At 68.1% G+C, this 25,943-nt stretch carries 23 protein-coding genes and 3 pseudogenes; 8 read left to right on the top strand and 18 right to left on the bottom strand.

Annotated elements, in window-relative coordinates; genetic code table 11:
- Positions 1-171: 171 nt before the first annotated feature.
- The gene (locus G3I56_RS33005; protein WP_164415455.1) at positions 172-771 is read right to left on the bottom strand and encodes a TetR/AcrR family transcriptional regulator; all 600 of its coding nucleotides are present in this window, start codon (positions 769-771) and stop codon (positions 172-174) included.
- Positions 772-1,194: 423 nt separating this feature from the next.
- Between G3I56_RS33005 and G3I56_RS33000 the strand changes: the two genes are divergently transcribed.
- Positions 1,195-2,640, top strand: coding sequence for an aminotransferase class V-fold PLP-dependent enzyme (locus G3I56_RS33000; RefSeq protein ID WP_164415453.1), 1,446 nt, complete (start codon positions 1,195-1,197; stop codon positions 2,638-2,640).
- Positions 2,641-2,672: 32 nt separating this feature from the next.
- Here G3I56_RS33000 and G3I56_RS32995 read toward each other — a convergent pair.
- The 4 genes and pseudogenes from G3I56_RS32995 to G3I56_RS32980 all read right to left on the bottom strand — a co-directional run.
- A pseudogene (locus tag G3I56_RS32995) lies at positions 2,673-2,936 on the bottom strand (transposase); the annotation flags it as partial.
- A 405-nt stretch (positions 2,937-3,341) separates the two neighbouring features.
- Entirely contained in the window at positions 3,342-5,072 is a 1,731-nt protein-coding gene (locus G3I56_RS32990) for an LPXTG cell wall anchor domain-containing protein (protein ID WP_203691190.1), read from the bottom strand.
- Positions 5,073-5,250: 178 nt separating this feature from the next.
- The gene (locus G3I56_RS32985; protein WP_164415292.1) at positions 5,251-6,279 is read right to left on the bottom strand and encodes a hypothetical protein; all 1,029 of its coding nucleotides are present in this window, start codon (positions 6,277-6,279) and stop codon (positions 5,251-5,253) included.
- Positions 6,280-6,283: 4 nt separating this feature from the next.
- Entirely contained in the window at positions 6,284-7,192 is a 909-nt protein-coding gene (locus tag G3I56_RS32980) for a MerR family transcriptional regulator (RefSeq protein WP_164415451.1), read from the bottom strand.
- 449 nt (positions 7,193-7,641) lie between these two features.
- Here G3I56_RS32980 and G3I56_RS32975 point away from each other — a divergent pair.
- Positions 7,642-8,478 (top strand): annotated as a pseudogene (locus G3I56_RS32975) (IS5 family transposase).
- A 450-nt stretch (positions 8,479-8,928) separates the two neighbouring features.
- Here G3I56_RS32975 and G3I56_RS32970 read toward each other — a convergent pair.
- Positions 8,929-10,347: a non-reducing end alpha-L-arabinofuranosidase family hydrolase gene (locus tag G3I56_RS32970; protein ID WP_164415449.1), complete on the bottom strand. Its 1,419-nt coding sequence runs from the start codon at positions 10,345-10,347 to the stop codon at positions 8,929-8,931.
- Positions 10,348-10,966: 619 nt separating this feature from the next.
- Here G3I56_RS32970 and G3I56_RS32965 point away from each other — a divergent pair.
- Both G3I56_RS32965 and G3I56_RS43380 read left to right on the top strand, forming a co-directional pair.
- Complete coding sequence (locus tag G3I56_RS32965; RefSeq protein WP_164415447.1) at positions 10,967-12,256, top strand: tachylectin-related carbohydrate-binding protein; 1,290 nt, start codon at positions 10,967-10,969, stop codon at positions 12,254-12,256.
- A 368-nt stretch (positions 12,257-12,624) separates the two neighbouring features.
- The gene (locus tag G3I56_RS43380) at positions 12,625-12,816 is read left to right on the top strand and encodes a hypothetical protein (protein WP_203691188.1); all 192 of its coding nucleotides are present in this window, start codon (positions 12,625-12,627) and stop codon (positions 12,814-12,816) included.
- 111 nt (positions 12,817-12,927) lie between these two features.
- Here G3I56_RS43380 and G3I56_RS44265 read toward each other — a convergent pair whose 3' ends face one another.
- From G3I56_RS44265 to G3I56_RS32945, 4 genes are all read right to left on the bottom strand, one after another.
- Positions 12,928-13,218 (bottom strand): hypothetical protein, encoded by a 291-nt coding sequence (locus G3I56_RS44265; RefSeq protein ID WP_239135243.1) that lies wholly within the window; start codon positions 13,216-13,218, stop codon positions 12,928-12,930.
- 1,059 nt (positions 13,219-14,277) lie between these two features.
- Positions 14,278-15,465, bottom strand: coding sequence for a tachylectin-related carbohydrate-binding protein (locus G3I56_RS32950; RefSeq protein ID WP_164415443.1), 1,188 nt, complete (start codon positions 15,463-15,465; stop codon positions 14,278-14,280).
- Between the two features lie 56 nt (positions 15,466-15,521).
- Positions 15,522-15,695 carry a hypothetical protein gene (locus G3I56_RS43375; protein ID WP_203691186.1) on the bottom strand — a complete coding sequence of 58 codons (174 nt, stop codon included), beginning with the start codon at positions 15,693-15,695 and terminating at the stop codon, positions 15,522-15,524.
- A gap of 168 nt (positions 15,696-15,863) precedes the next feature.
- Positions 15,864-16,172, bottom strand: coding sequence for a hypothetical protein (locus G3I56_RS32945; RefSeq protein WP_164415441.1), 309 nt, complete (start codon positions 16,170-16,172; stop codon positions 15,864-15,866).
- A gap of 160 nt (positions 16,173-16,332) precedes the next feature.
- Here G3I56_RS32945 and G3I56_RS32940 point away from each other — a divergent pair, with 160 nt between their 5' ends.
- A complete protein-coding gene (locus G3I56_RS32940; protein WP_164415439.1) occupies positions 16,333-17,328 on the top strand; it encodes a helix-turn-helix transcriptional regulator in 996 nt (331 codons plus the stop codon).
- Positions 17,329-17,486: 158 nt separating this feature from the next.
- Here the strand turns inward: G3I56_RS32940 and G3I56_RS44260 are convergent.
- From G3I56_RS44260 to G3I56_RS32925, 3 genes and pseudogenes are all read right to left on the bottom strand, one after another.
- Positions 17,487-17,582: pseudogene (locus tag G3I56_RS44260) on the bottom strand (DUF5990 family protein); the annotation flags it as partial.
- Positions 17,583-18,184: 602 nt separating this feature from the next.
- The gene (locus G3I56_RS32930) at positions 18,185-19,234 is read right to left on the bottom strand and encodes a helix-turn-helix transcriptional regulator (protein ID WP_164415435.1); all 1,050 of its coding nucleotides are present in this window, start codon (positions 19,232-19,234) and stop codon (positions 18,185-18,187) included.
- An 11-nt stretch (positions 19,235-19,245) separates the two neighbouring features.
- The gene (locus G3I56_RS32925) at positions 19,246-19,827 is read right to left on the bottom strand and encodes an ester cyclase (RefSeq protein ID WP_164415433.1); all 582 of its coding nucleotides are present in this window, start codon (positions 19,825-19,827) and stop codon (positions 19,246-19,248) included.
- A gap of 116 nt (positions 19,828-19,943) precedes the next feature.
- On the opposite strand from G3I56_RS32925, the gene G3I56_RS32920 reads away from it, so the two are divergent.
- Entirely contained in the window at positions 19,944-20,564 is a 621-nt protein-coding gene (locus G3I56_RS32920; protein WP_164415431.1) for a TetR/AcrR family transcriptional regulator, read from the top strand.
- Between the two features lie 436 nt (positions 20,565-21,000).
- Here the strand turns inward: G3I56_RS32920 and G3I56_RS32915 are convergent, their stop codons facing one another.
- On the bottom strand, positions 21,001-21,732 hold the full coding sequence (locus tag G3I56_RS32915; RefSeq protein ID WP_164415429.1) for an alpha/beta fold hydrolase: 732 nt from the start codon (positions 21,730-21,732) through the stop codon (positions 21,001-21,003).
- Positions 21,733-21,888: 156 nt separating this feature from the next.
- Between G3I56_RS32915 and G3I56_RS32910 the strand changes: the two genes are divergently transcribed.
- Positions 21,889-22,284, top strand: coding sequence for a helix-turn-helix domain-containing protein (locus G3I56_RS32910; RefSeq protein ID WP_164415428.1), 396 nt, complete (start codon positions 21,889-21,891; stop codon positions 22,282-22,284).
- Between the two features lie 130 nt (positions 22,285-22,414).
- Here G3I56_RS32910 and G3I56_RS32905 read toward each other — a convergent pair whose 3' ends face one another.
- The 4 genes from G3I56_RS32905 to G3I56_RS32890 all read right to left on the bottom strand — a co-directional run bounded on the left by G3I56_RS32905 (position 22,415) and on the right by G3I56_RS32890 (position 25,290).
- Positions 22,415-23,317 (bottom strand): helix-turn-helix transcriptional regulator, encoded by a 903-nt coding sequence (locus G3I56_RS32905; protein ID WP_164415426.1) that lies wholly within the window; start codon positions 23,315-23,317, stop codon positions 22,415-22,417.
- A 64-nt stretch (positions 23,318-23,381) separates the two neighbouring features.
- Positions 23,382-24,311 (bottom strand): alpha/beta hydrolase, encoded by a 930-nt coding sequence (locus G3I56_RS32900; RefSeq protein ID WP_164415424.1) that lies wholly within the window; start codon positions 24,309-24,311, stop codon positions 23,382-23,384.
- A 69-nt stretch (positions 24,312-24,380) separates the two neighbouring features.
- Positions 24,381-24,848, bottom strand: a complete 468-nt coding sequence (locus tag G3I56_RS32895; RefSeq protein WP_164415422.1) for a cupin domain-containing protein — start codon at positions 24,846-24,848, stop codon at positions 24,381-24,383.
- Between the two features lie 61 nt (positions 24,849-24,909).
- A complete protein-coding gene (locus G3I56_RS32890; RefSeq protein ID WP_203691184.1) occupies positions 24,910-25,290 on the bottom strand; it encodes a nitroreductase/quinone reductase family protein in 381 nt (126 codons plus the stop codon).
- A 290-nt stretch (positions 25,291-25,580) separates the two neighbouring features.
- On the opposite strand from G3I56_RS32890, the gene G3I56_RS32885 reads away from it, so the two are divergent.
- Positions 25,581-25,895 carry a hypothetical protein gene (locus tag G3I56_RS32885; protein WP_164415420.1) on the top strand — a complete coding sequence of 105 codons (315 nt, stop codon included), beginning with the start codon at positions 25,581-25,583 and terminating at the stop codon, positions 25,893-25,895.
- The last annotated feature ends 48 nt before the right edge of the window (positions 25,896-25,943 follow it).

Genomic DNA, 25,943 nt, shown 5'->3' with positions numbered 1-25,943 from the left:
CACGCCAACCGGACTACGGCACAAACGAGCTGCTGAGGCGTTCCCGGCTGCCGTAGTTTTCCGCTGTGGACGGTGGTGTCGCGGGTCCATGGGCACCGGTGGTTGTGACACAAGGGGTGGATCAGATGCAACTGATCCACAGGTGAGTACTTCTGCGTCTGCGTGCTCAAATCATGAGGTGCTGGTCTGCAACCCCGCGATGAGTCCGTCGAGTATCCGCAACTGGCGGGAGGGTGTGGTCAGGCGAGCCGCGAAGATCGCGTTGATCTGGAGTCCCATCAGCGTGGCCATCGCAAGGTCCAAGAACGCATCGAGATCGCAGGATGGGTTGATCTCTCCCGCTTCAGCCGCAGTGTGCAGGTACGAGAGCATCTGATCGCGCCAGCGCGATATCGCCTGGTCGTAGACGCCGATCAGTTCCTGATCGGCTACCGCGTAATTCCAGAAGCCGATGACCACGCGGGCCTCATTGAGACGCTCGTCGTCCAGGGGCATGATCTCGACGCAGAACTTGCGGAACGCGTTCAGGCCGTTGGCGCCGGCGATGGTGTGGGCGGCCCGCTGCTCGGTGGCTGCATTGGCGCGCTCCAGCGCGGCCCGCAGAATTGCTGCTTTGGTGGGAAAGTATCGTGCGAGCGCACCGTTGGTGAATCCAGCTTCGGCGGCGAGATCCCGCATGTTCAGCGCCGCGAATCCTCGCCGCGCGACAAGGCGCCATACGGCTTCGATGATCTCTTCACGCCGCGCGTCGTGGTCCACGATCTTGGGCATGGTGACACCTTACCAACGGGTAGACGCCTGAATGCTGAGGGCTGTGGTCGCACTCGCGGGCCTCACGGCGGATGACCCTGAGGGGTCGTGTGACCCGCAGACCCAACGCTGTGACCTGGTGAACCTCTGACGCCACGTGCTCGCGGCAGGGGCGCACGGAGCGAGGGCGAAGAGGTGTCATTCCCGGTGGCCGTGAGAGGGGTCCCCATGGCGCCCCCTTCCCAGCGACCCCACAAGGGATTACATTGGAGCTATTAATCTACAACTGTAGACGACAGGCTCTGGTGCGGCACCAGTCGGTACGCGGCATCGAGGCCCTCTGAATCCGGTAGCGGCCAGTTCGCCCCGGGCACCTGATCGTCCCCAGCGCTCAGGTAGGCGCTCAGCCCTCGTCATGACCAACACCACCTCTTAGGACAGAGCATGCCTGATCTTGAGCCAGATGAATTCCGCCGCCAGGGCCACCAGTTGGTCGACTGGGTCGCCCAGTACCGCACCTCGCTCCCTTCCCTGCACGTGCGGCCGAAGGTCTCGCCGGGCTCCGTGAAGGCGCAGCTTCCTCGTGAACTGCCTGAGCAGCCGTCCCAGTCGCTGGGCGATGATCTCATCGCCTTGCTCAACGACGTGGTCGTCCCCTCGTCGCTCCACTGGCAGCACCCGGGCTTCTTCGGCTACTTCCCAGCGAACGCGTCCCTGCTGTCGCTCCTCGGTGACATCGCATCGGGCGGGATCGGAGCGCAGGGAATGCTCTGGTCGACATCGCCGGCCGGGACGGAGATCGAGCAGGTCCTGCTCGACGGCCTGGCGGATGCCCTGGGCCTTGGTCGCGAGTTCACTTTCGCCGGGGGTGGAGGCGGTTCGCTGCAGGATTCGGCTTCGTCGGCATCGTTGGCTGCCCTGCTGGCTGCGCTGCAGCGCAGCAACCCGGACTGGCGCGAACACGGCGTGGACGGCACCGAGACGGTGTACGTCACTGCCGAGACCCACTCGTCACTGGCCAAGGCCGTGCGTGTGGCCGGGCTCGGCGCGCGAGCATTGCGGATCGTCCCCTTTACCCAGGGCACGCTGTCCATGTCGGCGGATGCCCTGGCAGACATGCTGGCCAAGGACGTGGCCGCCGGAAAGAGGCCGGTCATGGTCTGTCCGACCGTGGGAACAACCGGCACGGGTGCCATCGACCCCGTGAGAGACGTCGCGCTGGCAGCGCGTGCGTACGAGGCGTGGGTGCACGTCGACGCCGCGTGGGCAGGAGTCGCGGCGTTGTGTCCCGAGTTCCGCTGGCTCCTGGACGGCGTGAACCTTGTCGACTCGTTCTGCACCGACGCACACAAGTGGTTCTACACCGCCTTCGACGCCTCGTTCATGTGGGTGAGGGATGCCCGAGCGCTGCCCACAGCGCTGTCCATCACGCCGGAGTACCTGCGTAACGCTGCGACCGAATCGGGCGAAGTCATCGATTACCGCGACTGGCAGGTCCCGTTGGGCCGTCGTATGCGTGCGTTGAAGATCTGGTCGGTGGTGCACGGCGCCGGACTGGAAGGCCTGCGCGAAAGCATCCGCGGCCACGTCGCCATGGCCAACTCCTTGGTCGGCCGGATTGAGAGCGAGTCGGGCTTCGCCCTGGCCACCCCGCCATCACTGGCACTCGTATGTCTGTACCTCGTCGACCGGCAAGGGCGTCCCGACGACGCCGCTACCAAGGCAGCAATGGAGGCGGTCAACGCCGAAGGGCATTCCTTCCTCACGCACACATCGGTCAACGGTCACTTCGCGATTCGCGTCGCCATCGGCGCGACGACGACGCTGCCCGACCACATCGACACCCTGTGGGAATCGCTTCGCAAAGCCGCTCGCCAGAGCGGTGGATGACTACTGACCTTGCCGGATTGGCTTCGGGTGCCGGGGTTGAGGGTCAGGCCGGTTTCGGTGAGGCAGCCGTCGATGAGTCCTGGGTGGGGCCGGATGTGGGCGAGGCCTCGGCGGAGGGTGCGGGTGAGGTGGTCAGGGTCGGTGAATGCGGTGTTGGCCATCGGGTCTCTTCGTAACAGGGACCAAACCCCTTCCACCGGGTTCAAGTCGGGGCTGTAGGAGGGGAGCTGGACGATCGTGAGCCAGTCGTGGCCCGCAGCGCAATCACGCAGGCCAGCGGTGCGATGGGTGTTGAGACGCATACCGCATGACACCGGCATACCGCAGGGATCACTCAAGGTCACTACCCGAAGGCAACCCGCAAAGCTCAGTAACCATCGGCATCGTAAAGTTGAGTCGGCGGTGCGCACTGTTGAGCCGAGACCTGCCAAGGGCCATGCACATGACGGCCGTCGGCGTCGCCGTGCCGGGTCTTGCACTCTGTCGTCGTACTGCCCGGAGTAGGCGCCGTTGTTGGCCGTGTGGCAGATCTCTGTCCCGGAGCCGGCGAGCGGGCGGCCGTGGCCGTCCAGGACGCGCCCGGAGCCGATCTGCCGCTTGTTTGTTTTCTGACCGTCGACGTCGGCGCGGAGGCCGACGGCCCGGCGCGCACGCCACGGGCGGGTGGCGTTGCTGCCGGGCCGTCAGTCACTCACGCGGTCTCACTTCCCGTGCAGACTCCCGCGGCGACGTCCGCGAAGCACCAGCACGCCGCCGGCAACGATGACCAGCAGGCCACCGAAGGCGCTGTACGTGACAGCGTTGCTCGCCCCGGTGGAAGCCAGGGGGCCGGACGCGCTGCTGCTCGGGGTCGGCTGGCCGACGGGTGCGCCGAACTCCCCCTGCGCACGGGTGCCGGTCGTGCCGGACGCGGAGACAACCGGCGTGGGGGCGGTCGGTGTGGCTGCGGTCGGCGTGGCGGCGGGCGTCAGCTTGTCAGCGCGGGCAGTACCCGACGCGGGCTTCAGCTGAAGAGTCGTGATCGAGTACGGCGGCAGCGTCTGTGCGATCGCCGTGCCCTGCTTCACCGTAGTCAGGGCGGTTCCTCCCTTGGCATACGAAACGGTCGTGACCGCCCCTGCGGCCGGGGTGAATCCGGCGTACGAGAGTGACACCCGCGCCGTGTCCTGCGGGCTCTTGTTGATCAGCATGACGTTCAGACCGCCGTTGCTGCTCCGCACCGCGTGCACAGTGACCGACGAGTTGCGCGAGGACGACTTGACCATGGTGTCGCCGGGCCGCGCCAGTGCGGTCAGTGAGCGGATGCCCCAGTAGGTGGGGAAGGGCGTGTCGCGCGACGGTTCGCACTTTCCCCCGGCGCAGGTTCCAGCGGAGAGCACACCCCCGTCCTGGTAGTCGGTCTGGCCGTGGACGGTGGTGGGTGCGTCGCCCGAGCCGTTGTGCAGGTTCCACCAGTCCACGTGGGTGGCACCTTGCTCGAACCAGGTCATGTAGGTGTCCGGCGCGAACAGGGCCGCGGCCTGGCTGGTCAGGGCGGGCGAGAAGACGGTGTCCGTCTCGGTGACCGCGATCTCCACCGAAGCGGCGTTCGAGCCCGCGTACTTGGCGATCAGCGAGCGCAGCGAGGACCTGACACCGGCGATCCGGGAGGAGGTGTTCAGCAGGTCGGCCGTGGTGGTGCCGCCCGGGTACCAGTGGACGATGACGAAGTCGATCGAGCGTCCCGCGATGGAGAGCACCGTGTTGTTCCAGTCGGCGGTGTCACCGGGTGCCTTCTCCTTATCCGGCCAGTAGCCGGGGGTGGTGAGCACCGCTCCGATCTTCACCTTCGGGTCCACGGCCTTCATCGCCTTCGCGTAGGCGACCAGGTTCTTCGCGTACTCCTTCGGGCTCTTGTCGGCGTGCGTGTCGGTTTCCCAGCCCTTGCCGTTGCCGTAGTGCCCGTTGCCGTAGACCTCGTTGCCGATCTCCCAGTACTTCACGCCGTAACCTTTGTCGACGTTGGCGTACTTGACCCAGTCGGCGGCCTCCTTGGGAGTGCCGGAACCGTAGTTCGCGGTCAGAATCGGCTGGGCGCCGACCTTCTTCGCGGTGGCCATGAAGTGGTCGAAGTCGGTGTTGGGTACGACCCAGCCACCGTCGCTCATGGTGTGGGTCTTCCAGTGGTAGCCGTCCGCGCCGGAGCCACCGGGAAAGCGCAACTGCCGAACTCCCGCGGCCTTCATCAGCGATGACACCTTGACGTCCCCCATGTGCTCGTCGCCGACGCCCGTGTTGAGGCCGACACCACTGCTGGGCACCGTGCCCAAGGAGGTACCGGCATTCACACTGATGTCGACGGTCGGCGCGGCGACCGCGCTGGGCGCCAGGGCGCCGACGCCGGCCGAGGCGGCGAGCACCGCCACCGCCCCCGCGACAAAGCGCCGGCGCATCGGGCTACGGCGGGGCGTGCGACCCCGAGGCATCGGCTGCTCGGCGGATCTCGGGTTGTCTGGTGACACTTGTGGAGCTCCGATCGGGTGTTGATACAGAAGGCGTAGCGCCGCTGACCACGGCTCGCCCTCGTCGGTACACCCCCAAGTGGCCACTCAGAGCGGAAAGGTTGCCATCTCAATCATTTTTTTCGCCGAGTCGCGGTCGCACCGGGTCACCGGACCCGGTGACCCGCCCGGGCTCCCTTTCCACCTCGACGGTGCGAACCATCACATGCTTCCGGCCGCACACCGCCCCGCGCGGCTGTGCGGCTGAAGCCGCACAGGAAGCACAGGAAGAGGGAAATTCCCGAGTGTCCGCGGACCTCACTCCATCGAGCGGTTGAACTGCGAAGACGCCCCCGCGTCGCATCTGATGCGAAATTCTCGCGTCAGATGCGATAGACGGAGAGTGATGGCAAATGAGTGGGGACGGGGCCTCGTTCCAGGTTCTGCTCGGCTGCATCTGATCGACGGTCTGCCGCTGCTGCGGCCGGACGAGCGAGTCTTCGAGGCGATGATCAAGGGCTGGCGCAACCAGCAGCTCGCCCGGAATCTCTCGCCGGGATACGTCAACGACCAGGAACGCACGGTCCGGGCCTTCACCCAGCATGCCGATGCCATGCCGCGGCAGTGGACGCCGCAGCACGTCGATGAGTGGTCGGCGGATCTGCGGGCCGTGCACGGCTGCGTCCGCTCCACCTTGCGGAACCACCAGGGTTCCGTGCGCCAGTTCTGCGACTTCCTGACCAATCCGGCCTATGGCTGGGGCGACGAGTTCCTGCGGCACTTCGGGACCCACCCCGTCCAGGTGGTCTACGACTGGAACGCCGCGACGCACGCCGATGAAGCCGAGGGCGAGCCGGAACGCCGGGCCTTCACCCGGACCGAGTTGGAAGCGTTCTTCGACCACGCTGACGAGGAAGTCCTGCGCGTCCGCGGCAAAGGCCGCAAGGGCTGGTTGCCGGCCTTCCGGGACGCCGCCTTGTTCAAGACCCCTTACGCCTACGGCCTGCGCCGCAAGGAGCCCCAGATGTTGGATCTCACCGACTTCGGCCGCAACCCGGAGGGCCGGGAGTTCGGACAGCCACGGCCCGTAGGCGATCAGCTCGTCCCGGTCGAGCGGCACCGCAAGGTCGGCGGCCTGCCCCGTGCCGTGGTCGAGCACCAGGTCAGGTCTGATCCGCGGCGCGCAGGGCCCGCGCCAGCCATTCGAGCTCCTCGGTCGCGTCGGGCGATGAATTCTGCCCGCGCACACGGGCGACGAGCCTGCGGTAGTGCTCCGCTCCTGCCTCGATCCCGGCCTCCAGGCTGCGCAGCACGGCGGCCCGATCGGCGTCACCGAACAGCTCGGACAGCACCTCGGCCGCTGCCGGCCCCTCGGGAGCGACCCCGCCCTTTCTGACCTCCGTGACGGTCTGCACGATCTGCCTGGCCCACCAGATGGACGCCCCGGGGGGACGGCCCTGCCCCGGTATGGGCGTGTTGAGCTCCATCCATGTGCGCAACCGGGCGCGGAAACCGGGCTCTCGCACCAGTTCGGCCAGTTCGATCCAGGCGTCGACCTGCTCAGGTGTGGGATCGTCGGGCAATTCGATGCTGAAGGCGCGCATACGGTCGAGCAGGCGAGGGTCGTCGAGGCCGCCGAACACCTCCTCCTTGAACTCGTCGATGATCTGCTTGCGTTCGGCGGCGGAAAGCCGCGCCAACCGGTTCATCAGTGCTGTCTCCTCAACGGTCGAACCCCGCTTCGCCACGGTGGACAGGACGGCCCGGCTCACCTTGAGGGAGCGGATCTGCGCGTCGAGCGCGGCCACATGCGCGTCGGCGACCTCGGCGACCGTGGTGCGGCCGCTCAGGACTCGGCACACGTCGTCGAGCCCGAGGCCCAGCTCCCGCAGGGTGCGGACCAGCTCGACGCGGGCCACGGACTCGGCGTCGTACAACCGGTAGCCGCCTGCGGAACGGCCCACAGGCGGCACCGCTCCCTCGTCGGACCAGAAGCGCAGGGTACGTACCGGAAGTCCGGTGCGGTGCGCGAGCCGGCCAATGGTGAGCACGTCGGGGCGTTCGTCGTCCATGAGTAAGATCCTGAACCCTCCGGCGGCTGGAGACTCAAGCGCCTCAGTGCGACATCCAGTGAGTTCTCCAGAACTCTGCCGAGTCTTCTCACCACCGCCAGCGTCGACAGCATGCGCCTCCTCGCCTTCGACCAGACTGCAGACCGATCAGATCGGACGAGAAAGCTTCAGGAATCCCGAACTCACGTCACTGACCGGCCGATCACGCGAACGAGAGAGAAGCCCCAGGCCAGGGGCTCAGGGTTCCGGCAAGAACCACGGGAACCCACGGGATGTCGCACAGCTGGCCGGTTGGCTACAGGACTCCGTGCCGCCGCAGGAGGGCCGGGCGGGTGTCTCGTCTACATTCCTCCTGCTTAATCCCATGACGCGCCTTCGTGCGTCGTCCGCTTCGCGCGCCCGATGCATGCGCCTGGGCGGAACCGGCGGCTGACCGGTACTTCAAGACCATGGCCGAACGCCGTCGTTATCCGAGCGATCTGTCGGACGCCCGCTGGGAGTTGGACGAGCCGGTCCTGACTGCCTGGCGGGCCGAGCGTCGCGGCCGGGGACTGGGCATCGGCCGCCCGCCGGACCATGACCTGCGCAGCCTCCCGGACACGATCCTCTACGTGAACCGCACCGGGATCCCCTGGCACTACCTCCCGCACGACTACCCGCACCGGAACACCGTCTACGCCTACTTCGCCCGCTGGCAGGAGGAGGGCGTCTTCGACCGGCTCAACAGTCTCCTGCGCCGGCAAGTTCGCAGGCAGGAAGGCCGGGAGGTCGAGCCCAGCGCATGCGTGATCGACTCGCAGAGCATCAAGACGTCCACCAATGTTCCCGCGGCCGGCCAAGGCGTTGACGCAGGCAAGAGGATCGTGGGCCGCAAGCGGAGCATCGCCATCGACACCGTCGGCCTGCTGCTGGGGTACTGGTCACGGCCGCGAGCGTTCAGGACTGCGTCGCCGGCCAGGCCCTCATCGAGAAGGTGGCCACCGAGCACCCCACCGTCCGCAAGACCTGGGTCGACGGCGGCTACCGCCAGCACCTCGTCGAGCATGCCGCGACCTGGGCATCACATGCACATCGTCCGCCGTGACCCCAGCATCAGGGGATTCACCGTCCTGCCTCGCCGCTGGACCGTCGAACGCACCCCGGGCTGGCTGATGAACCACCGCCGCCTGACCCGCGACTACGAAGCCCACCCCCACCGCCCCGAAGCCATGATTCACCTCGCGATGACCAACCTCATGACCCGCCGCCTCACAGCTGGATCCACCCCGAGCTGGCGCGGCACCTAGAACCCCGCCGAATTAGGGCATCCAGGGACTAAACAATGGAATGAAACGCCCTCTCACTGCTCATGTCTATGCGAACCGACTCCAACGAGATCGGCACCAACACCTCGAACCTCTGGATCATCGACGAGGTGCTTGCGTTCCAGGACTACCTCAGAAGGCGACGTGGGTCCAGGGGAACGACGGCGACACGGACCGACGCCTGGGATGGGCTTGCGGAATTCTCGGCACACCACGGCCGGCAGGCGGATCCCAGGATCCCCGGTGGCGTCATAGGGCTTCGGTCCGTGCCCACGAGGAGAGTCCACGAAAGAGAGGAACCCCAGCCGACGCGCGGCTGGGGTTCCTCAAGGCGGTGAGTATCGGTCAGCAGGTGGAGTTACCCACGCCGTAGACAGCTCGTCCACGCGTCGGCGGACCGCACCCCATCGCGATCACCGTGGATCAGGCGGGTCAGCGCTGCAGGGTGAGCAGGCCCGGCCGGTACGGCAGGCTCAGGTAGCCGGTGTTCGGCGGGATGTCTTTGAGGAGGCCCTGGTAGAGGAACTGCAGGTTGCAGGGATCGATGGTCATGGTCTGGTCGGGGTTGTTGCGGATCAGGTCACCGTGGCTGACGCCCTGGGCCCAGGTGGAACCGCTGTTGGCCTGGCCCGCGAAGGGGCTGCTCTCGCTGCCGGCCTGGACGGTCCACGGACCGTTGAGGCTGGAGGCGGTGAACGAACGGAAGTAGCGGTTCGAACCCTGCGCCTCAACGATCATGAGGTACTGGTCCCGGCCCTGGACCTTGTAGACCTCCGGCGCCTCGAACAGAAGGTCCCTGTTTGTGTCGCTCATGACGGTCGTGTACGAGGAGCCGAAACTGCTGGGGAAGTTCCCGAGCGGCATGCTCGTCCGGTAGATCTTGCCGTTGTCACCGGCGAAGAACAGGTACATGTTCTGGTTGTCGGCGATCATGGTCGCGTCGAGCGGGGCGCCGTCTTCGCCCGCGGGGAGGCTGCCGGTGAACAGGGGCTGCGGGGCGGACCAGCCGTTGGGGTTGGTGGGGTCGCTGGACGTGCTGTAGACGAACGACGGCCACTGGTACACCATCACCCAGATGTTCTTGGTCGAGAGGTAGAACAGGTCGGGCGCCACCGCGTCCTGGTTCGTCTTGGTCTGGGTGGCCGCCCCCATGTCCGACCAGTCCGTGAAGGGACTGAACCCCGTCGAGCCCCACCCGCTTTCGTTGGCGGTGGTGGCGTAGACCAGGTTCTTGCCGTTGTACTTCACGGTGGCGAAGTCCTTCAGCGCGAGCTGCCCGTTCGCCGGCTGCGCCAGCGGACCGGTCGAGGTCCAGCGGTAGGTCGACGGAAGAGCGCACGCGTTGCCCGTCCCGGACAGGCCGGTCCACTTCTGGTTGGCGCCGCCGTGGCACGACCAGAGCCGCACCTCCGTGCCGTTGGCCTTGCCCCAGCCCGAGACCTCCAGGCACAGTCCGGACCGCACGCCGACGATCGTGCCGTCGGGGTTCACCCGCCACTGCTGGTTCTCAGTGCCGGTACACGTCCAGATCTGCACCGGGGTCCCGGGCGTGGTGCCGCCGCCCCGGGCATCCAGGCACTTGTTGCCGTACACGGTCAGCTGGCTGCTGTCCGTCAGCGTCCACTGCTGGTTGGTGCCGCCGTGGCAGTCCCAGATCTGCACGTTCGCGCCGTCGGTCTGGCTGACGCCCGCCACATCGAGACACCGGCCGGAATCAACACCGCGCACATCGCTGGTGGTGGCCGCCTGAGCCGGGCCGGCGACGAGGAGCGCCGCCAACGCGGCCAGGGCCGCGACCACGGCGGCGAGCACCGCCGACGGACGTCCGCGGCTGAAACTACGTCTGCGCATAAGGACCTCGTCATCCTTGAGCAGGCGACTCCGGTCTGGCCCGTCAAGGGCTGCCCGGATGCCGGTGTGGCGGAACTCCGAATGTTCGATATATAGAACGGCGGTCGAAGTGTCGATCGAGAGAATGCTAGGCATCCCATGAATGACGTCAATACTTCTCGCAAGATCCGCGGTCAGGAACGTTCGCAGGCTGAAACCAGGTGGCTCGAGCTGTCTGATCGCCAACTGTTACTCGAAACCGTCGACAAACGCCGTGGCCGATTCCCCTGAGCCTCTCCGGGATGTGAATGAAGGCCGCAGGATCTGAGTGCCCGGCACGGAAACGGCAGACAGTAAAAGGCCCCGGGTGTCGACCGGCATGCTTCGTCCGCGGGACTGGGTGGCCCATAGCCCGGCCAGCCTGGACGCTGTCATGGGCGAACGCCCCGTCAGGACGCAACCGGCCAGGGACGTTTGCGGCCATCGGATCTCTCTTCCGGCACCCATGACCTGCGGCGAAAGTAGTTCCTGACACCGGGCGCCACACCCGCGAACAACTCTCACAGCTGTACCTGCAGGACAGCTGTCCGGGCCAGGGACGTGCGTTCGCCCACTCGACTTCCGTGCCGCAGGAGAGACCATGAAGCTGAGCAACGTCATTCGCCGTACGTCCGCCACACTGGCCGTCGGGGCGATGTCCCTGGGGCTGGTCACCGTCGCCGGCGAGGCCGCGCAGGCCGTTGCCTCGTGCAGCGGGAACGTGTCGATCTACGGCACACTGGCGGACGGCCGGCTGACGTACTCGCAGATCGAGCCGAACACCGGAGACCGCGTGAAGACGCTCATCGGCCCGAACCTCGGTTTCACGCCGAAGGCGATAGCGACGCTCAACTTCAACACGGTGCTGGTCACTTCGACGGCCGGTGACCTCTACCGCGTCGACATCCAGACCAACAACACCGCCCTCGCGCTCGCCGGAGTCACCAAGATCTGGGACGGCGGCTGGACCTTCGACAAGATGGTCTACGACGGCGCCGGCCACCTCTACGGCACGGTCGACGGGCAGCTTCACCAGTACCTGGTGTCGCAGGACAAGCCTTCCGGGTCGGCCCACATAGGCCAGCATGTCGTGATCGACACGGGCTTCGTCCTCAAGACGCTGGCCGCGGCGGGCGACGACCGCATCATCGCCTCCACCTCGGACGGACGCCTGCTCAGCTACAAGATCAACGGCGTGAACGACTGGGACCGCGCGGTGCTGAAGTCGAGCGGCTGGTCGGCGGTCGACTCGCTGTCCTCCCCCGGCGGGGGCCTCTACTACGGCCGCACCAACGGCGGCATGTACTGGTACCACGACTCCGACCCCACCGACGCGGACGGCTCCGACATCGCGTACCACCCGAGCGACCCGGTGGACGCCTCCGGCTGGACGCAGAGCCTGCTGTCGGCGTACGCGGACAACTGCGCCTACGTGCCCCCGGCCCCGCCTCACTCCGCGCAGGGCGGCACGATCTACCGCAGCGAGGTCATGACCCGGGCCAAGGACTGGTACAACCGCAACATCCAGTACAGCCAGAGCGCTTACGCCACCGACATCGAGGGCGACGACACCTACCGCACCGACTGCTCCGGCTTCGTCTCCATGGCCTGGCACTTCACCTCCTCGCTGACGACGCAGACCCTCGACAACGCCGCCGCGCAGATCTCCAAGGCCGACCTCCGGCCCGGCGACGCGCTGAACTCCAGCAGCGAGGGGCACGCGGTCCTCTTCGCGGGCTGGAAGGACCAGGACGCCGGCACCTTCTACTACTACTCCGAGGGCAGCCCGGACTCGGACATGAACTACCGGTCCGCGAACGCCTACAGCGGCACCATCGACAGCCACCCGGCCTCGGCGTACGTGGCCCTGCGCTACAACAAGATCGCCTGACGCCCCGGCCCTGCCCCGCCGCCGCCGAGGGCCCCGCCGACACCGGCGGGGCCCTTTCGGTATGCGCGCATGCCCGGCCCAAGGGCAGGGGCGCCGTACCGGCAGACGATGTCCCCCCTCGGCACGCACGCCCGCCCGCACGACGAAGGGGGGCACTCCCTCCTCCGAGGGTCGCCGCCCTTGTGCCGTATCCGTAAGCCCGTAACTACGGTCCTAAAGCCAATGCCGTGACTCTGGTGGTGATCTTGCCGGGGTCAGTTGGGGGCGGTGCAGAGGGCGTGGAAGTGGCTGGGTGCCCGCCGGGGACGGGTCGGTTCGGCGATCCAGTCGGCGATGCGGGTGACGTTGCGGGCCAGTGCGGTCTGGACGTGCCCGATGTGCGTTTTCGGCAGGCCGCGGTAGCGGGTTCGGCGCAGGCCGTGGGCGCGGACGTTCTGGGAGCGGGTGGATTCGATGCCGGCGCGTATCGCGTACTGGCGCTGCCAGTCCTCGGTGCGCTGGTCGAGACGGTTGCGCTGCTGGATTTCATGCAGTTCGGGGGTGGGCAGCAGCGCGGGTGAGCGTGGACCACTGGCCGCGTCGGTGGACTGCGGGCGCGCGGGGCAGGCCAGACAGGTGGCCTTGTCGAACTTGATCTGGATGTAGTCGTGTCCGCTGATGCGCAGGGGCCGCTACTCGCGGCTGAGGTTGCCCTGGGGGCAAGTGGCCCGGCGGCGCTCCCAGTCGGTCGACAAGGCGGCCTTGTCGAACCCGGCTCCGCTTTTGGCCTGCTGGCTGTGGTCGGGTGCGACCGGGCAGAGCAGGGTGATGCCGTGCACCCGCTGGGCGCGTTCGATCTGCGCGGGGCTGATGCAGGCGGCGTCGACCGCGTGCTCGGCGGGAGTGAGGTCGATCGCCGCGAGGTCGTCGTGGATTGGGGCGGTGAGCTTGGCGTCCTGGGCCGGGGCGATCGTAGTGGCCACGTGTACGACCACCTCCGGTAGCTCTGAGGTGCACGTTTCGGTGAAATTGGGTGCGATAGCCGGACCATGCGGTGTCGTGTTTGACGCAGTAGTGTGCATCGGTGTCGTACGGGGAGTCGAACCGTAGCGACGCGGGTGGCAGCGTGTGGCCGTCGCGCCGGCGCGGACGCCCGCGGGCGTCCCCGTAATAGTGGTGCACCCAGACCACCCGGCGCAGGATCTCCACCTGCGTCAGTGTCCGGAGCCTGGGCGGGGCGGCGGCCGCCCGGGCGGCGGCCAGGACCTTGTGCCCGTCCCGGCCGGTGGCCTCGGCCAGGGCGGTGACCGCGGCCTTCCCGCCAGGGACCTTGCCGATCTCCGCCTTGCGCCCGTAGCGCTTGTCCCACTCCGGCTCGACCAGCGGCACTAGCCAGTCCGGGTCCGCCTGGGCGAGCTGTTCCAGAGCGGCCCGCAGGCTCTCGCCGACCAGCTCCAGCCGGCTGAGCGTGCGTACCGCCGCGAGCACGGGGGTCGTGTCGGTGCGCTGCCGTCCGCCGGATGTGAGCAGTCCGGCCTCGGTCAGCCGGTGCAGCATCACCTGCAGCAGCCGGTCCGCTGCGTCGGCTTCGGCCAGCCGGGCCCGGAATTCGCACAGTACCGAATGGTCGAAGCCGGGATCGTCCAGCTCCGGGCCCAACGCGTATTTCCAGTCGATCCTGGTGCGGACCGCGTTCACGGCCGCACGGTCGGACAGGTTCTCCGCGAACTGCGGCACCGACACCAGCGCCAACCGCCCCGGCGACAAGCCCGGTCGGCCGTCCTCGGGGAACAGGTCCGCGAACTCCTCGTCCTTGAACACCACATCCAGCCGGTACCCGAATCAGCATCGCCGGCGTGCCCTGAGGGCACGCCGGCCACGCCGTCAACACCGTTCGCGTCGGGGTCCGTTGGTAGCTCCTGGCCGGTAAGGACATCTCCGGCCCTCTCCCCGGAACCACCCCGCCCCATCCCAGCAAACCGCCGAACAGACGACCTGTCAGCACCCCCGGCAAGATCGCCAACAGAGTCACGGCACTGGCCCTAGTACCAGTTGTTCGCCTGCCAGAAGTTCCACGCGTTGCACGGAGAGCCGTAGCGGCCGTCGATGTAGCTCAGACCCCATCTGATTTGGGTCAGCGGGTTCTCGTGCCAGTCGTCGCCCGCGGAGTCCATCTTGGAGGCGGGCAGCGACTGCGGGACGCCGTACGCGCCGGAGGACTGGTTCGTGGCGTTCCAGCGCCAGCCGCTCTCGTGGTCCCAGAGGTTCTCCAGGCAGGCCCACTGGGAGGCGTTGGCCCAGGCCGCGTCCTTCTGGTTCATCAGCTGCCGCCCGGCCGCCTTGACCTCGGTGATGTTGCCGCGGTCGACGGTGTCCACGGAGGTCGTGCAGGTGTAGGTGCTGGGCTGCACAGACAGCAGCTTCTGCGTCCAGCCGCTGGTGTTGACCGGGTCGTCGAGGTGGTACGAGATGTCCGCGCCGGAGCCGTCGGTCGGGTTGGCGTCCTTGTACCAGTACATGGCCCCGGTGGAGAGCCGTCCGTAGTACAGCCCAGCGCCCGGGGAGACGAGCTGGTTGAAGCCCGACCAGCCGGAGGACTTCAGAGAGTTGCTCTTCCAGGAACCGGCACCCGCGACGGTGTAGTCGAGCAGGCGCCCGTCCTCGGTGGTGGCGCCGAGCCGGTCGTCGCCGGTGGCGGTGAGGGTCTTCAGGACGAACCCGGTGCCGATCTCGGTGCGTACGCCGATGTGCTGGGAGCCGGCCGGCTTGTCCTCGGTGACGTTGTAGCGCAGCAGCAGGCCGGAGGTGGTGGTGCCGTAGAGGTGGCCGTGACCGTCGTAGGTCAGCTTGTCGTGGGTCCAGCCGCTGTCGGCGATCCTCACCGGCGGGTTCAGCAGGGTGAGGCTGGTGTTGTTGGTCCTGATGTCGACGCGGTAGAGGGCGCCGCTGGTCGAGGTCATCAGGACGGTGTTGAAGTTGAGGGTCGCCATGGCCTGCGGCTCGAAGCCGAGGTCCGGTCCGACGAGCACCTTGGCGAGATCGCCGGTGGCCGGGTTGATCTGGCTGAAGGTGAGCCTGCCGTCGCCGAGTACGCCGTAGATGTTGACGCCGCCCGAGCAGGTGGTGGCCGCGTCGGCGGTGGGAGCGGTCACCGTGAGGAGGGCGGTGCTCAGGGCGGCGGTGGTCAGCAGACCGGCTGCTCTGCGGCCGTGGGTGCGGATGGTCTTCACTTCTGGTTCCCCCCGGGGGCGGTTGGTGTCGGGCAGTCAGTGGCGGCGCGGACGGCTTACTGCCAGCCGGCGTCGGTGGGGGCGGCCTGCCAGCCGGCGTCCGCGGTGACGACGGAGGAGAGCTCGGCGGCGTCCGTCCCGTATGCCGAGGTGACGGCCGGGGTGGCGAGGGCCGCGGTGACCACGAGGGAGACGACCGCGACGGCCTTGGCGATACGGGTGCGAGGCATGGCTGTCCGTTCCTTCCGGGACGAGGGGTGAGGTCCGGCCCGCCGTCGCGTCCCGCGGTGACGCGCTGACCGGCCGGTGATCACCAGGTTCGTCGCCGCCCGGGCCCATGAGAAGGGTTCCTCGGTGGACGGAAAGGGCCTTGGACCGATACGTCCACACGGGCCGCTTCAGTCCACCGGCTGCGCCTCGAACGCCAGAGGTATCAACGGCACCCCGGCCCCCGTCAGTCGCGCTCCCGCCAACTGCGGCACGTCGCACAGCAGTCGGCCACAGAAGCGGACGGCCCGTTCCTCGGCCTCTCCCAGACCGTCGGCCAGCAGGTAGAGGCCCAGGGTGAGTCGGGAGGAGGAGCGGGGATGCACGGCGACGTGCTCGACGCGGTCACCGGGAACGAGGGACGCGCGCACCAACTCACGGAGGTCCGGCGGCAGACGGTTGCCGGGAGGGAGTTCCAGGTGCGCGTGGACGAGATACATGCACTCCAGCGTCTCAACGGATGAGGCCGCCAAGTCCGTCTGGCGGGTGGCCGGTTGTGTCCCTGGCCCGTTCCGGCCCGCCCCTGTGACGAAACGTCTCTGTTCTGCGAAGATCGGCGCTGAAGAGGGGGCGTTGTGTGCAGAAAACGGGGGGACGCACGTGCTGACCGCACTCGGGCTCGACGCTGTCGCGGAGACGGTGTACCGCGCCATGCTCAGATATCCGGCCGCCGGTGTCGCGGACCTCGGCGACGCCGTGGGGCTGTCTGAGGAGCAGGTGCGCGACGCCCTCGACACCCTGAGCGAGCTGGCGCTGGCGCGTCCCGCCGCCGGGGACGCGGGGCGGCTACGGGCGGTCTCGCCGGACATCGGCATGGAGATCCTGATGGCCCGGCAGCAGGCCCAGCTGACGGCGCAGCAGCAGCGACTGGAGGCATCGCGGGCGGCCGCGGCCCAGCTCATCTCGGAGTACGCCGAGCTGAGGCCGGCCGCGAGTCACCCCGGCGTGGAGCAGCTGGTGGGGCTCGATCAGATCCGCGACCGGCTGGCCGTGCTCACCCGTGAGGTGCGCGAGGAGTTCCTGACGTTCGCGCCGGGCGGGCCGCAGACCGCGGAGAACATGGCCGCGTCCCGGCCGCTCAACGAGGATCTGCTCGGCCGTGGGGTGCGGATGCGCACGATCTACCTGGACAGCGTGCGCGCCAACCGGCCCACTGTCGAGCACGCCAACTGGCTGGCCGGGCTGGGCGGTCAGGTCCGCACGGTGCCGTCGCTTCCCACCCGGATGATCCTCATGGACCGGCAGATCGCCATGATCTCCGTCAGCAGCGACGACACCGCCGCCGGCGCGGTGCTCCTGACCGGACAGGGCACGCTCACCGCACTGTGCGCGCTCTTCGAGACCATCTGGGAATCCGCTCAGCCGCTCGGCCGGCTCGTCCCCACTGACGCGCACGGCCTCACCGGCCAGCAGTCCACCGCCCTGCGCCTGCTCGCCGAGGGCCACACCGACGAGGCCATCGCCAAGCGCCTCGGAGTCTCCCATCGCACTGCCCGCCGCATAGCCTCCGAACTCATGGACCGCCTCGGCGCCCGCAGCCGCTTCGAGGCCGGCGTACGAGCCGTCCAACAGCACTGGCTCCCGTCCCACCCGTAACCCGCGCCCGTACAGTGACAGTGCCTGTCGCCAAGGCACAGGGGCCTACGTGACCGCCGCGCGGGCCATCCACGCTGACCTGCGATTATGCAGCTGCCGCCGCTGAGCGTCCTGGCGGCGCTGATGTCGGCCGGAACGGCGTGCGACCTCTCCTGGCCGGCGCGTTCGGCGGTCCAGGTGATGTGCGGGGGCCGGACTCGTGTGCACAGGGGTCTGCCCTGTGCGTTGGTCAGGCCGAGGCGTCCGATCAGCAGTTCAGAGGCGTTCGGCCGCCAGGCGAGGGCGGTCCGCCAGCTTCTCCTGCTGGGTTCGCTTCCTGAACCTTCAAGGGGTGGGCGGGGCAGGGGATAGATGCCCGTGGGCGTGGTTGAGCAGGTACAACGAGGCCTGGAGGATGAGTGCGACGCGGTGCTTGGGCAGGGTGTCGACCAAGCCGTGGCAGACGTCGTTGCGCAGGTTCATGCCGCGGTCGGGGTCGACGAGGAGCAGCTCCAGGGCGCGGCTCCAGTCCCGGGATACCCGGCGGCCGGCATGCTGCGGATGAGCCCTGCCCTTGCCGAGAACTCCGTCCGTGCAGTTCAGGCCGGATGTCGGTACTCCTGGAGGGTGCCGCCTAGGTGGTCACGTCGGCGTATGTCGAGGTGGGTGAGCTGCTCCGAATCGGTGATCGGTGGGAGCAAGGCGTGCAGTGGTCGGGCGCCTGCGATGCCTTGGTGGGGCCGGTGGAAGGCGACCAGCGTGAGGGCTTCGGAGCGGTCCCCTCCACCCCGGGGCCTGGCGCGTGCCGACCAACATCGACACCACCACACTCGCGGCACCGCGCGCGGCCCGCGTCACCGCCCGAGAGGTCGCCTGGTTACAGGCCGCCGGGATCCGCATGTTGCGCAGCCATGCCGACTCGTTGGCCCTCAGGAGACCGACCGTCGCGTCCTCCTGCTCGGAACGGCGCACCCACGTGCGCAGTGTCTGCGGGTTCGCTCCGAACTCGACCGACAGGTGCGGCAGGCGGCAGCCCGGGGCGCAATCCTCGGGCGCGGCCGGAGACCTCTGAATCGGGATGGACCAGCCCGTTTTCTGCTAAATGACAGGCTGCGTGCAGAGCGTACATCTTCTCTACGTCGGTGGTCTCGGCCGCAGCCGTACACGTGAGGATCCTGAGGTTGGTGCCGGCAGGCGTCAGAACGTCGACGTCGATGGTGATGTCACCCATCGTTGGATGTTCGATGGTCCTGCGGTCGCCGGCCCAGGGGCCGGCCGTGCCGTGGATCCACAGTCGGGCGAACGCCGGTTCCCGTCGAAGCAGGCCTTCGACGAGGGAGGTGAGGCGTGCGTCATAGGGATGGGCGGCCGCTGTCACACGCAGGTCGGCGACGAGGTCCTCTTCCTCGGCATCGCTGCCTCTCCATGTCCGAACGGGCCATGCCGCACTTGGGTCCCGGTCTCGGCCGGCCCTTGTCTGGAACATCCCGGCGACGAGATTGTGCGCCTCCCAGCCGTACGTGCGGGGATCGCCGACCGCAGCCGTCCACATCCTGTTCCAGCCGATGATGGTCCAGTCAGCGGCGAAGACCCCGGCGGGAACCGCTCCCAACCGGTGTACCAGTCGCTGCACGCTCATGGGGATGTGCCTGGAGACGTTCCCGGCGGAGGGCGGTGCGAGGTTGGCGCAGCGATACAGATGGTCACGCTCGGACGGGTCAAGGCGCAGGGCTCTGGCCAGGGCGGTGACCACTTGGGCCGAGGGATTGCGAGCGCGGCCCTGTTCCAGCAGCACCAGGTAGTCGACCGATATACCTGCCAGACGGGCCAGTTCCTCGCGGCGCAGTCCAGGGATGCGCCGCTCCGCGCCGGCCTCCAGCCCGCTGTCCTGCGGCGACATGCGCTCGCGCCAGGCGCGCAGCGTCATGCCGAAGTGGTTCACTGCGCGGCGCCCGTGCCTTGTGCGCCCTGCGCGGCCTCTGCCGCACGCGTGGAGACGGCTGCCGCCGCGCGTCGGTCGCGGCCGGTGAGCTTCCAGCCGGCGAGCCGCGCGATCAGGGGAAGGGTCGGCGGGAAGGTGCCGAGCTGGCCGAGCATGGTCATGTCGTCGCGGACGGCCTCGTGCCTGATCACCTTCCCGTCACGCACGGTCAGTACGTGGATCTGCTCGTAGTCCAACTCGCGGCCGGTCGGCGGCATGACCCTCTCCAGCGTCCCGTCGCGGAAGAGCACGAACGGCCCGGTGTGCCGCCCCTGCATGCGCACCTGGACGAACACCTGCCCGCGCTCGTCGTCGACGCCCGTGTCGAGAACGGGGAAGCACAAGTCGGTGAACGCCGAACGCATCCAGGCACTGGAGGCGAGCACCCCGGCCGGTCCGGGGATCGCGCAGGCGGCGGGAGAGCTGACTGCCTCCCGGTTGTGGAAGTCGGCGTGGACAACGTCCGCGGCGAGCGCCGGGTCACCGGTCTCTATCACTCTGAAGAGGGAGTGCGCGCTGTCGATGGTGGTGCTGCCCATGGGAACTCCGCGGTCGTGGGTCGGTGGACGAGATGTCTCGTCGAATTAGCTCCAGCAAGAGCCTATTGAATAGGCCGATAGTATACTCAAGAAGTCCCGCAGGTATAGTGACGGCCATGCCGACCAAGCGCGCCTACGCCTCCCCACTGCGGGAGAAGGCGGCGGCGCAGACGCGGGAGGTGATCCTGCGGGCCGCGACGGAGTTGTTCGGGCAGCGCGGCTACGCACTGGTGACGGTCGCTGACATCGCCGCCGCAGCGGGCGTCTCGCCGAAGACCGTGTTCGCGAGCGTCGGCAGCAAGCGCGAGATCATGGACCACATCATCGACGCGGGCGTGATCGCGGGTCGCTGTGACGAGGCGATGGAGCAGTTGCGGCAACTGCGTACACCGCGCGACGTCCTCACGGCGCTGGCGGCGGGCACCCGCTTCGGCAGCGAATCCCAGTTCACGGTGCATGAGGCGATCCGGCTGGCGCTGCCCGTGCACGAGGACGGCGCGGCACTGTGGGAGCGGGCCACCCGCAGCTCCCGTGCGGCGATGAGCGACACGGCACACCACCTGCACACCCTCACACCGCGCCCGCGCTACGCGGCGGCGGAGACCGCCGACCTGCTCTGGCTCTGGTTCGGCCCGCACGGCTGGCGCACCCTCGTCACCGACGCCGGGTGGTCCTGGGACAACGCCGAAACCGCGATCCGCGAGACGGCCATCGCAGCCCTCTACCACGGGTGCTGAACTCGGGCCTGCAGGGGGACACTGCCCAGCCAAGAATGAGTCCCGCCGCAGCCGCCGTGAGGCGACATCTGCAGTCGCGCACAGTCAGCCCTTCGAGCTCCACCATCCGTCCGGAGGCGCCGATCGGGAGCCGGTGGACTCGTCCGGGGGCTCGGACCGATGGTTCGTCAGGCCGGCCAGGAAGTTCTCGACCAGGGCCGGTGCGCGTGTCGCGGACGAGGGAGGGGGGATATGAGGGCCCAGTCATAGAAGGGGCCGACGATGCTCTCGAAGTAGCCGGGGCGTCGACCGTGGGTTCGCCGCGGACTGCGGCGCGTTCAAACCACCAGCCTGCCCATGGCGCTTCTTTCGCGAAGTGGGCGGCTTCGTGGGCCGGGTCCGCTGTCCGATGGTGGCGGGACTTCTCCGGCTCGCTGCCGCAGTAACGGTCCGGACGCTACCGAAGGGTGGTTTCAAGCAGCAGTTCACTAAGGTCCGCCGGCGTGGTGATCATGCAGTCGTGGCCGGTCGACAGTTCCCGTATCCGTGCCGGGGAGCCGTTGGGCTGTGTCGCGGGGACGGGTCGGCGCACGATGCCTTCCGGCTCTGCGCCCACACAGTGGATGTGCGTGCGCGGAATGGAGTCCACGGCAGGGTTGTCCAGTCGGACCGGTTGCTGCAGGCAGCGAACTGGCTGGTCCGAGAGCGTTGCACGCAGCCAAGCGACGTCCGCCGGGTCGGTGACTCCGAACAGGCCGAAGGGCGGAGGCATCTCGGGCAGCGGCGGGATGCGCCAGCCGCTGTCGGACTTGGCGGCCAGGTCGATCAGGTTCTGGGTCATGGGCTGCACGTCGACGGCGGTCTCGCCGTGCTCCGGGACCATCGCGTCGAGGTACACCAGGTGCGCGATCCGTTCCGGTACCTCGTTGGCCGCGGACGAGACGACCAGCCCCGCGTAGCTGTGACCCACGAGCACCACTTCGGTCAGGTTCTCCTCATGGATCAGCTTGACGACGTCCGCGACGTGCGTGTCGAGCCCCACCTCGGGACCGAGCAGGTGTGCCTTGTCGCCGTAGCCGGTCAGTGAGGGCGCGAACGCGCGGTGCCCGGCCGATTCCAGCAGCGGGACCACCCGCTCCCAGCACCGGCCGCTGTGCCAAGCACCGTGTACCAGCAGAAAAGTTGACATAAAGGGAATTTGTCCTCTTCGGGGCATGGAGGCGCAGGAGCATTACGGTTCCTGTTTGCGCCTCGGTACTCTTCAGGAACCGAAGTCATCGTGCTGCACCTGCCGCACCCCGATCAATAAGGCACATTTCAGTGCCCCGGTTCTCTGGAGGTAACCATGAGCGGCACAGTGGGCGGCGAATCGCAGCCGGCGCGGCCGGAGGACCCGTGCCAGGCCCGTGAAGTGCTCGGCATCGTCGGCGACAAGTGGTCGCTGCTGATTGTGCGTAACCTCAGCCAGGGGCCGCGCCGCTTCACCGAACTCAAGCGGGCCGTCGACGGGATCAGCCAGCGCATGCTCACCGTCACCCTGCGCGGCCTGGAACGCGACGGGATCCTCACACGGACCGTCCGCAACGTCATGCCGCCGCACGTCAGTTACGAACTGACTCCGATGGGCAGGACCCTCCGCGAAGCCACCGCTCCCCTGTTGGAGTGGAGCATCACGCACCTGACGCACATCGACACCGCCCGCGCCGCGTACGACACCCGCCCCGACACCTCGCCCGCCTGACCCCCGCCCGGCTGTCACCCACCCATCGGCAGGTACGGCTCGATGAGCTTGCCCGAGGATGAACGGACCGGGCTGCCGGCCCGGTTGGCCGAGGTTCCGGCGCATCGTCCTGAGCCTGGGATCGGCGTCATCAGCCGAAGCTGGAGATCTCCGACGTGGGGCGGGACGGGCTCCTGCCCGGCGGATGGCAGACGGCACGCAGAGCGTTCATCTTCTCCGCGTCCGTGGTCTCGGCCTCGGCCGTGTACGTGACGATCCTGAGGTCGGTGCCGACGGGGATCAGGACGTCGAGATCGAGAGCGACGTTGCCCACCAGCGGATGTTCGATGGTCTTGCGGTCACCGACATGGGTACGGGCGGTGCCGTTGGACCACAGCCGGGCGAAGCGGGGATTGTTTCGCCGCATGTGGTCGACGAATGAGACGAGTCGTCCGTCGTGGGGATAGGCGGCCGCTGTCACACGCAGGTCCGCGACGAGGTCCTCCTCCTCCACGTCGTCGCCGGCCCAGCACAGCACGGGCCATGCCGCGATCGGTTCCCGCGCTCGTCCGCCGCTCGACCGGAACATCCCGGCGACGAGATTGCACTCGTCCCAGCCGTACGTACGGGGATCGCCGACCGCGGCGGACCACATCGCGTTCCAGCCGATGAGGGTCCAGTCGGCGGCGTAGACCGCGGCGGGGTCGTCTTGCAGCCGGCTCACCAGTCGGTGCACCCTCGCTGGCATCTGCCGGGACACGTTGCCGGTGGCGGGCGGTGCGAGACGGGCGCAGCGAAACAGATGGTCACGCTCGGACCGGTCGAGGCGCAGAGCTCTGGCCAGGGCGGTGACGACCTGGGTCGAGGGGTGCCGAGCGCGGCCCTGTTCCAACCGAACCACGTAGTCGACCGACAGCCCGGCCAGTCGGGCCAGTTCCTCGCGGCGCAGTCCGGGGATGCGCCGGTCCCCGTCCGTCTCCAGCCCGCTGTCCTGCGGTGACATGCGCTCGCGCCAGCCCCGCAGAGCGATGCCGAAGTGGTTCATCGTTGCCATGCAGGTCATCGTCGTCCAGATGCCGTGGACCGCATGGTGATTCCACTGCCGCACAACGGACTTTTTACTCGCCGCCAACACCGTGCCGGACGCATCGGGCGGTGGCGGCCCAGTGCGCGCGGGTGAACGCGGCGGCAGCCCGCAGCGCGGTGTCGGCCTCGTCGAGCATCGTGGCGAACGCCTGGAAGACGTGGGGTACTTGGGGCCAGACCTGCAGTTCGACGTGGACGTCGTGTGCGGCGGCGCGTGCTGCCAGCCGTACGGCGTCGTCGAGCAGGATCTCGTGCGAGCCGACCTGGATGAGCAGGGGAGCCAGGCCGGTCAGATCGGCGAAGACGGGGCTGGCATGCGGCGTGGCGGGATCCGTGTCCCGCAGATAGTCACGGGCGCGCGTGCGCAGGCCTTCCGAGGTCAGCGCGGGGTCGACGGCGGCTTTGCCGACCGCGCTGTCGCCGGACACGCTCAGATCGGCCCACGGGGAGAAGACCACGGCCGACGAGGGCTGGGGCAGGTCCGCGTCCTTGGCGGCGACCAGCGTCGCGACGGCGAGACCGCCGCCCGCCGACTCGCCGATGAAGGCGATGGCGGAGCTGGGAACACCGTCGTCGAGCAGAGCGCGGTAGACGGCCAGGGCGTCGTCGACGGCTGCCGGGAAGGGGTTCTCGGGGGCCAGCCGGTAGTCCACACACACGGCGCGTGCACCGGTGCGCCGGGCGACGTCCCCGGCCAGGCCCGCGGCGTCGGCCGCCGAGCCGATGGCATAAGCGCCACCGTGCAGGTACACAAGCACGGTCGCCGGGTCGTTCGTCGGCGTCTCCACGGTGACGACGGGTACGCCACCCAACTCGCCTGCCGTGGTCGATACATCGGACGGTAACGGTATGGACGTCATCATGTTGTGGAAGACGGCGCGCTGTTCGGCGACATCGCCTCCGAGGTCGAGCGGGCCGTGCCGCAGCAGGTCGTCGAGGGTCTGGCGCTGTTGCCGGGACATGGCAGTGCCTTTCGTGGTTCCGGTGAGTGCCGTACGGCGGAGCGGTGATCGCTGCGGACCTGCCGACGGTCAGCGCGGCGGCCCGACGATGATCTGGCCGTACATGTCGGCGGCTTCGGCCATGAGGTCCCGTGAGATCTCGAAGCCTTCGGGGCGCGGGGTGGCCAGGTCGCGTCCGGCGTGCCTGAACATGCCTTCGATGCCGCCGGGGGTGCAGATCATCAGCAGGTCGGCGGTGTCGGAAGTGATCCGGTAGCCGTGGGGGACGTTCCGGGGGAGGTAGATGATGCCGCCTTCCGACAGTTCCATCTCCTGGTCGTCGCACCACAGCAGCGCACTTCCCTTGATCAGCATGAAGATCTCGTCCTCACGGGTGTGCGTGTGGTAGGGCGGCGCCTCACCCTTGCTGACGGAGAACCGTCCGACGGTCAGCTGTCCGCCGGTGGCCGCGCTGTCCAGGAGTACGGCGAACTCGCCGCCGTCGAGCCATTCGAGCCTCTGCTGCTGCTCGGGCTGGGCGAGGTAGGCCATGGTCATGACGGTGTCCGTTCTGCGCGATCGGCGGACTCGGCGCCGTCGCCGAGGGGAATGAGCGCGATCACAGGGATGACCCGCTCGGTCTTGCTCCGACAGTCGGCGAAGCCGGGACAGCGGCGAACGCTGTGTCCCGCTCCGCGCCCTGTAGTTCGACGGCGCGCACGGCGAGGATCGTGTCGCCCACCTCGATGCGTACCTTGGTATGCGCTAGCAGGTTGTGGTACCAGTCCGGGTTGCGGTCGCAGCTGGCCTTGGAGGCGAAGACGAGGAAGCGACCCCTGGCGGCCAGGCACGTCATCGGATTCACGCGCGAGCGGCCCGAGCGCGCGCCGACGGTGTGCAGCAGGAGCAGGGGCGCCCTGCTGAAACCACCACCGACCTTTTCTTTGTTGGCACGGAACTCATCGATGATGCGTGCGTTCAAGTCCGGTTCGCCAATCATGACTGTCTCCGGTTCGGACTATGCCTTGCCTGTGACGCTCCGGGCCCGGGCCGCAGTTCGCTTGTTCGATCATCCTCTGGGCGATTCGCCAGCCGCCAGTCGCGAGAGTGGGAACAGCAGTACCACTCTCCCTCGATTCGTCTTCTACGCCACCGTGCAGTTCGCCGCATGCGTACTGTTCGTGCTCATGGTCCGGGAGATCCGTCATGACGGCCTCTATCGGATGGGTACGCGCCCGAGGTGTTCCCCCAGGCGGTTCGCTGACGGGTCCGCACGGTGAGACAGTCGAGATGACGCACACGTGGGAGGACATGGAAGCGCGCCTCGACCGGCTCATCCTCACGGCCGCCGCCGCGCTGGACGACCTCACCGGTGCTACCTGGGACACGGTGGATGAGCGGCTGCGTTTCCTCGTGGCGAGGGTCGCGGCCTGGGCCGGACATGAACCTCAGCTGACCCGCTCTGCCCTCTGTGCGGAAGGGCCCGCACGGCAAGCCGTGCGGGCCCTTCCGTGTCATCCCGGCTTTGCGGACGCACACGCCCTAGGGGGAGTGCGTCCCGCCTCCCGGGTGGGAGACGAGTGGGAGATGATCATGGCGTGGTGATGCAGTCAGGCGCTAGGAAATGCCAGATGGTGCTACATGTGTGGCCCG

Source organism: Streptomyces sp. SID12488 (assembly GCF_010548275.1).
GTDB lineage: Bacteria > Actinomycetota > Actinomycetes > Streptomycetales > Streptomycetaceae > Streptomyces.
The sequence above is the reverse complement of the archived record's forward strand: the minus strand, read 5'-3'. Positions and strand labels throughout refer to the sequence as shown.

Coding starts and splice junctions, on each gene's coding strand:
- G3I56_RS33005 (WP_164415455.1), bottom strand. CDS start 771: ATGCCCAAGATCGTGGACCACGACGCGCGGCGTGAAGAGATCATCGAA.
- G3I56_RS33000 (WP_164415453.1), top strand. CDS start 1,195: ATGCCTGATCTTGAGCCAGATGAATTCCGCCGCCAGGGCCACCAGTTG.
- G3I56_RS32990 (WP_203691190.1), bottom strand. CDS start 5,072: ATGCGCCGGCGCTTTGTCGCGGGGGCGGTGGCGGTGCTCGCCGCCTCG.
- G3I56_RS32980 (WP_164415451.1), bottom strand. CDS start 7,192: ATGGACGACGAACGCCCCGACGTGCTCACCATTGGCCGGCTCGCGCAC.
- G3I56_RS32970 (WP_164415449.1), bottom strand. CDS start 10,347: ATGCGCAGACGTAGTTTCAGCCGCGGACGTCCGTCGGCGGTGCTCGCC.
- G3I56_RS32965 (WP_164415447.1), top strand. CDS start 10,967: ATGAAGCTGAGCAACGTCATTCGCCGTACGTCCGCCACACTGGCCGTC.
- G3I56_RS43375 (WP_203691186.1), bottom strand. CDS start 15,695: ATGCCTCGCACCCGTATCGCCAAGGCCGTCGCGGTCGTCTCCCTCGTG.
- G3I56_RS32945 (WP_164415441.1), bottom strand. CDS start 16,172: ATGTATCTCGTCCACGCGCACCTGGAACTCCCTCCCGGCAACCGTCTG.
- G3I56_RS32930 (WP_164415435.1), bottom strand. CDS start 19,234: ATGACGCTGCGCGCCTGGCGCGAGCGCATGTCGCCGCAGGACAGCGGG.
- G3I56_RS32925 (WP_164415433.1), bottom strand. CDS start 19,827: ATGGGCAGCACCACCATCGACAGCGCGCACTCCCTCTTCAGAGTGATA.
- G3I56_RS32920 (WP_164415431.1), top strand. CDS start 19,944: ATGCCGACCAAGCGCGCCTACGCCTCCCCACTGCGGGAGAAGGCGGCG.
- G3I56_RS32915 (WP_164415429.1), bottom strand. CDS start 21,732: ATGTCAACTTTTCTGCTGGTACACGGTGCTTGGCACAGCGGCCGGTGC.
- G3I56_RS32910 (WP_164415428.1), top strand. CDS start 21,889: ATGAGCGGCACAGTGGGCGGCGAATCGCAGCCGGCGCGGCCGGAGGAC.
- G3I56_RS32905 (WP_164415426.1), bottom strand. CDS start 23,317: ATGGCAACGATGAACCACTTCGGCATCGCTCTGCGGGGCTGGCGCGAG.
- G3I56_RS32900 (WP_164415424.1), bottom strand. CDS start 24,311: ATGTCCCGGCAACAGCGCCAGACCCTCGACGACCTGCTGCGGCACGGC.
- G3I56_RS32895 (WP_164415422.1), bottom strand. CDS start 24,848: ATGACCATGGCCTACCTCGCCCAGCCCGAGCAGCAGCAGAGGCTCGAA.
- G3I56_RS32890 (WP_203691184.1), bottom strand. CDS start 25,290: ATGATTGGCGAACCGGACTTGAACGCACGCATCATCGATGAGTTCCGT.
- G3I56_RS32885 (WP_164415420.1), top strand. CDS start 25,581: ATGACGCACACGTGGGAGGACATGGAAGCGCGCCTCGACCGGCTCATC.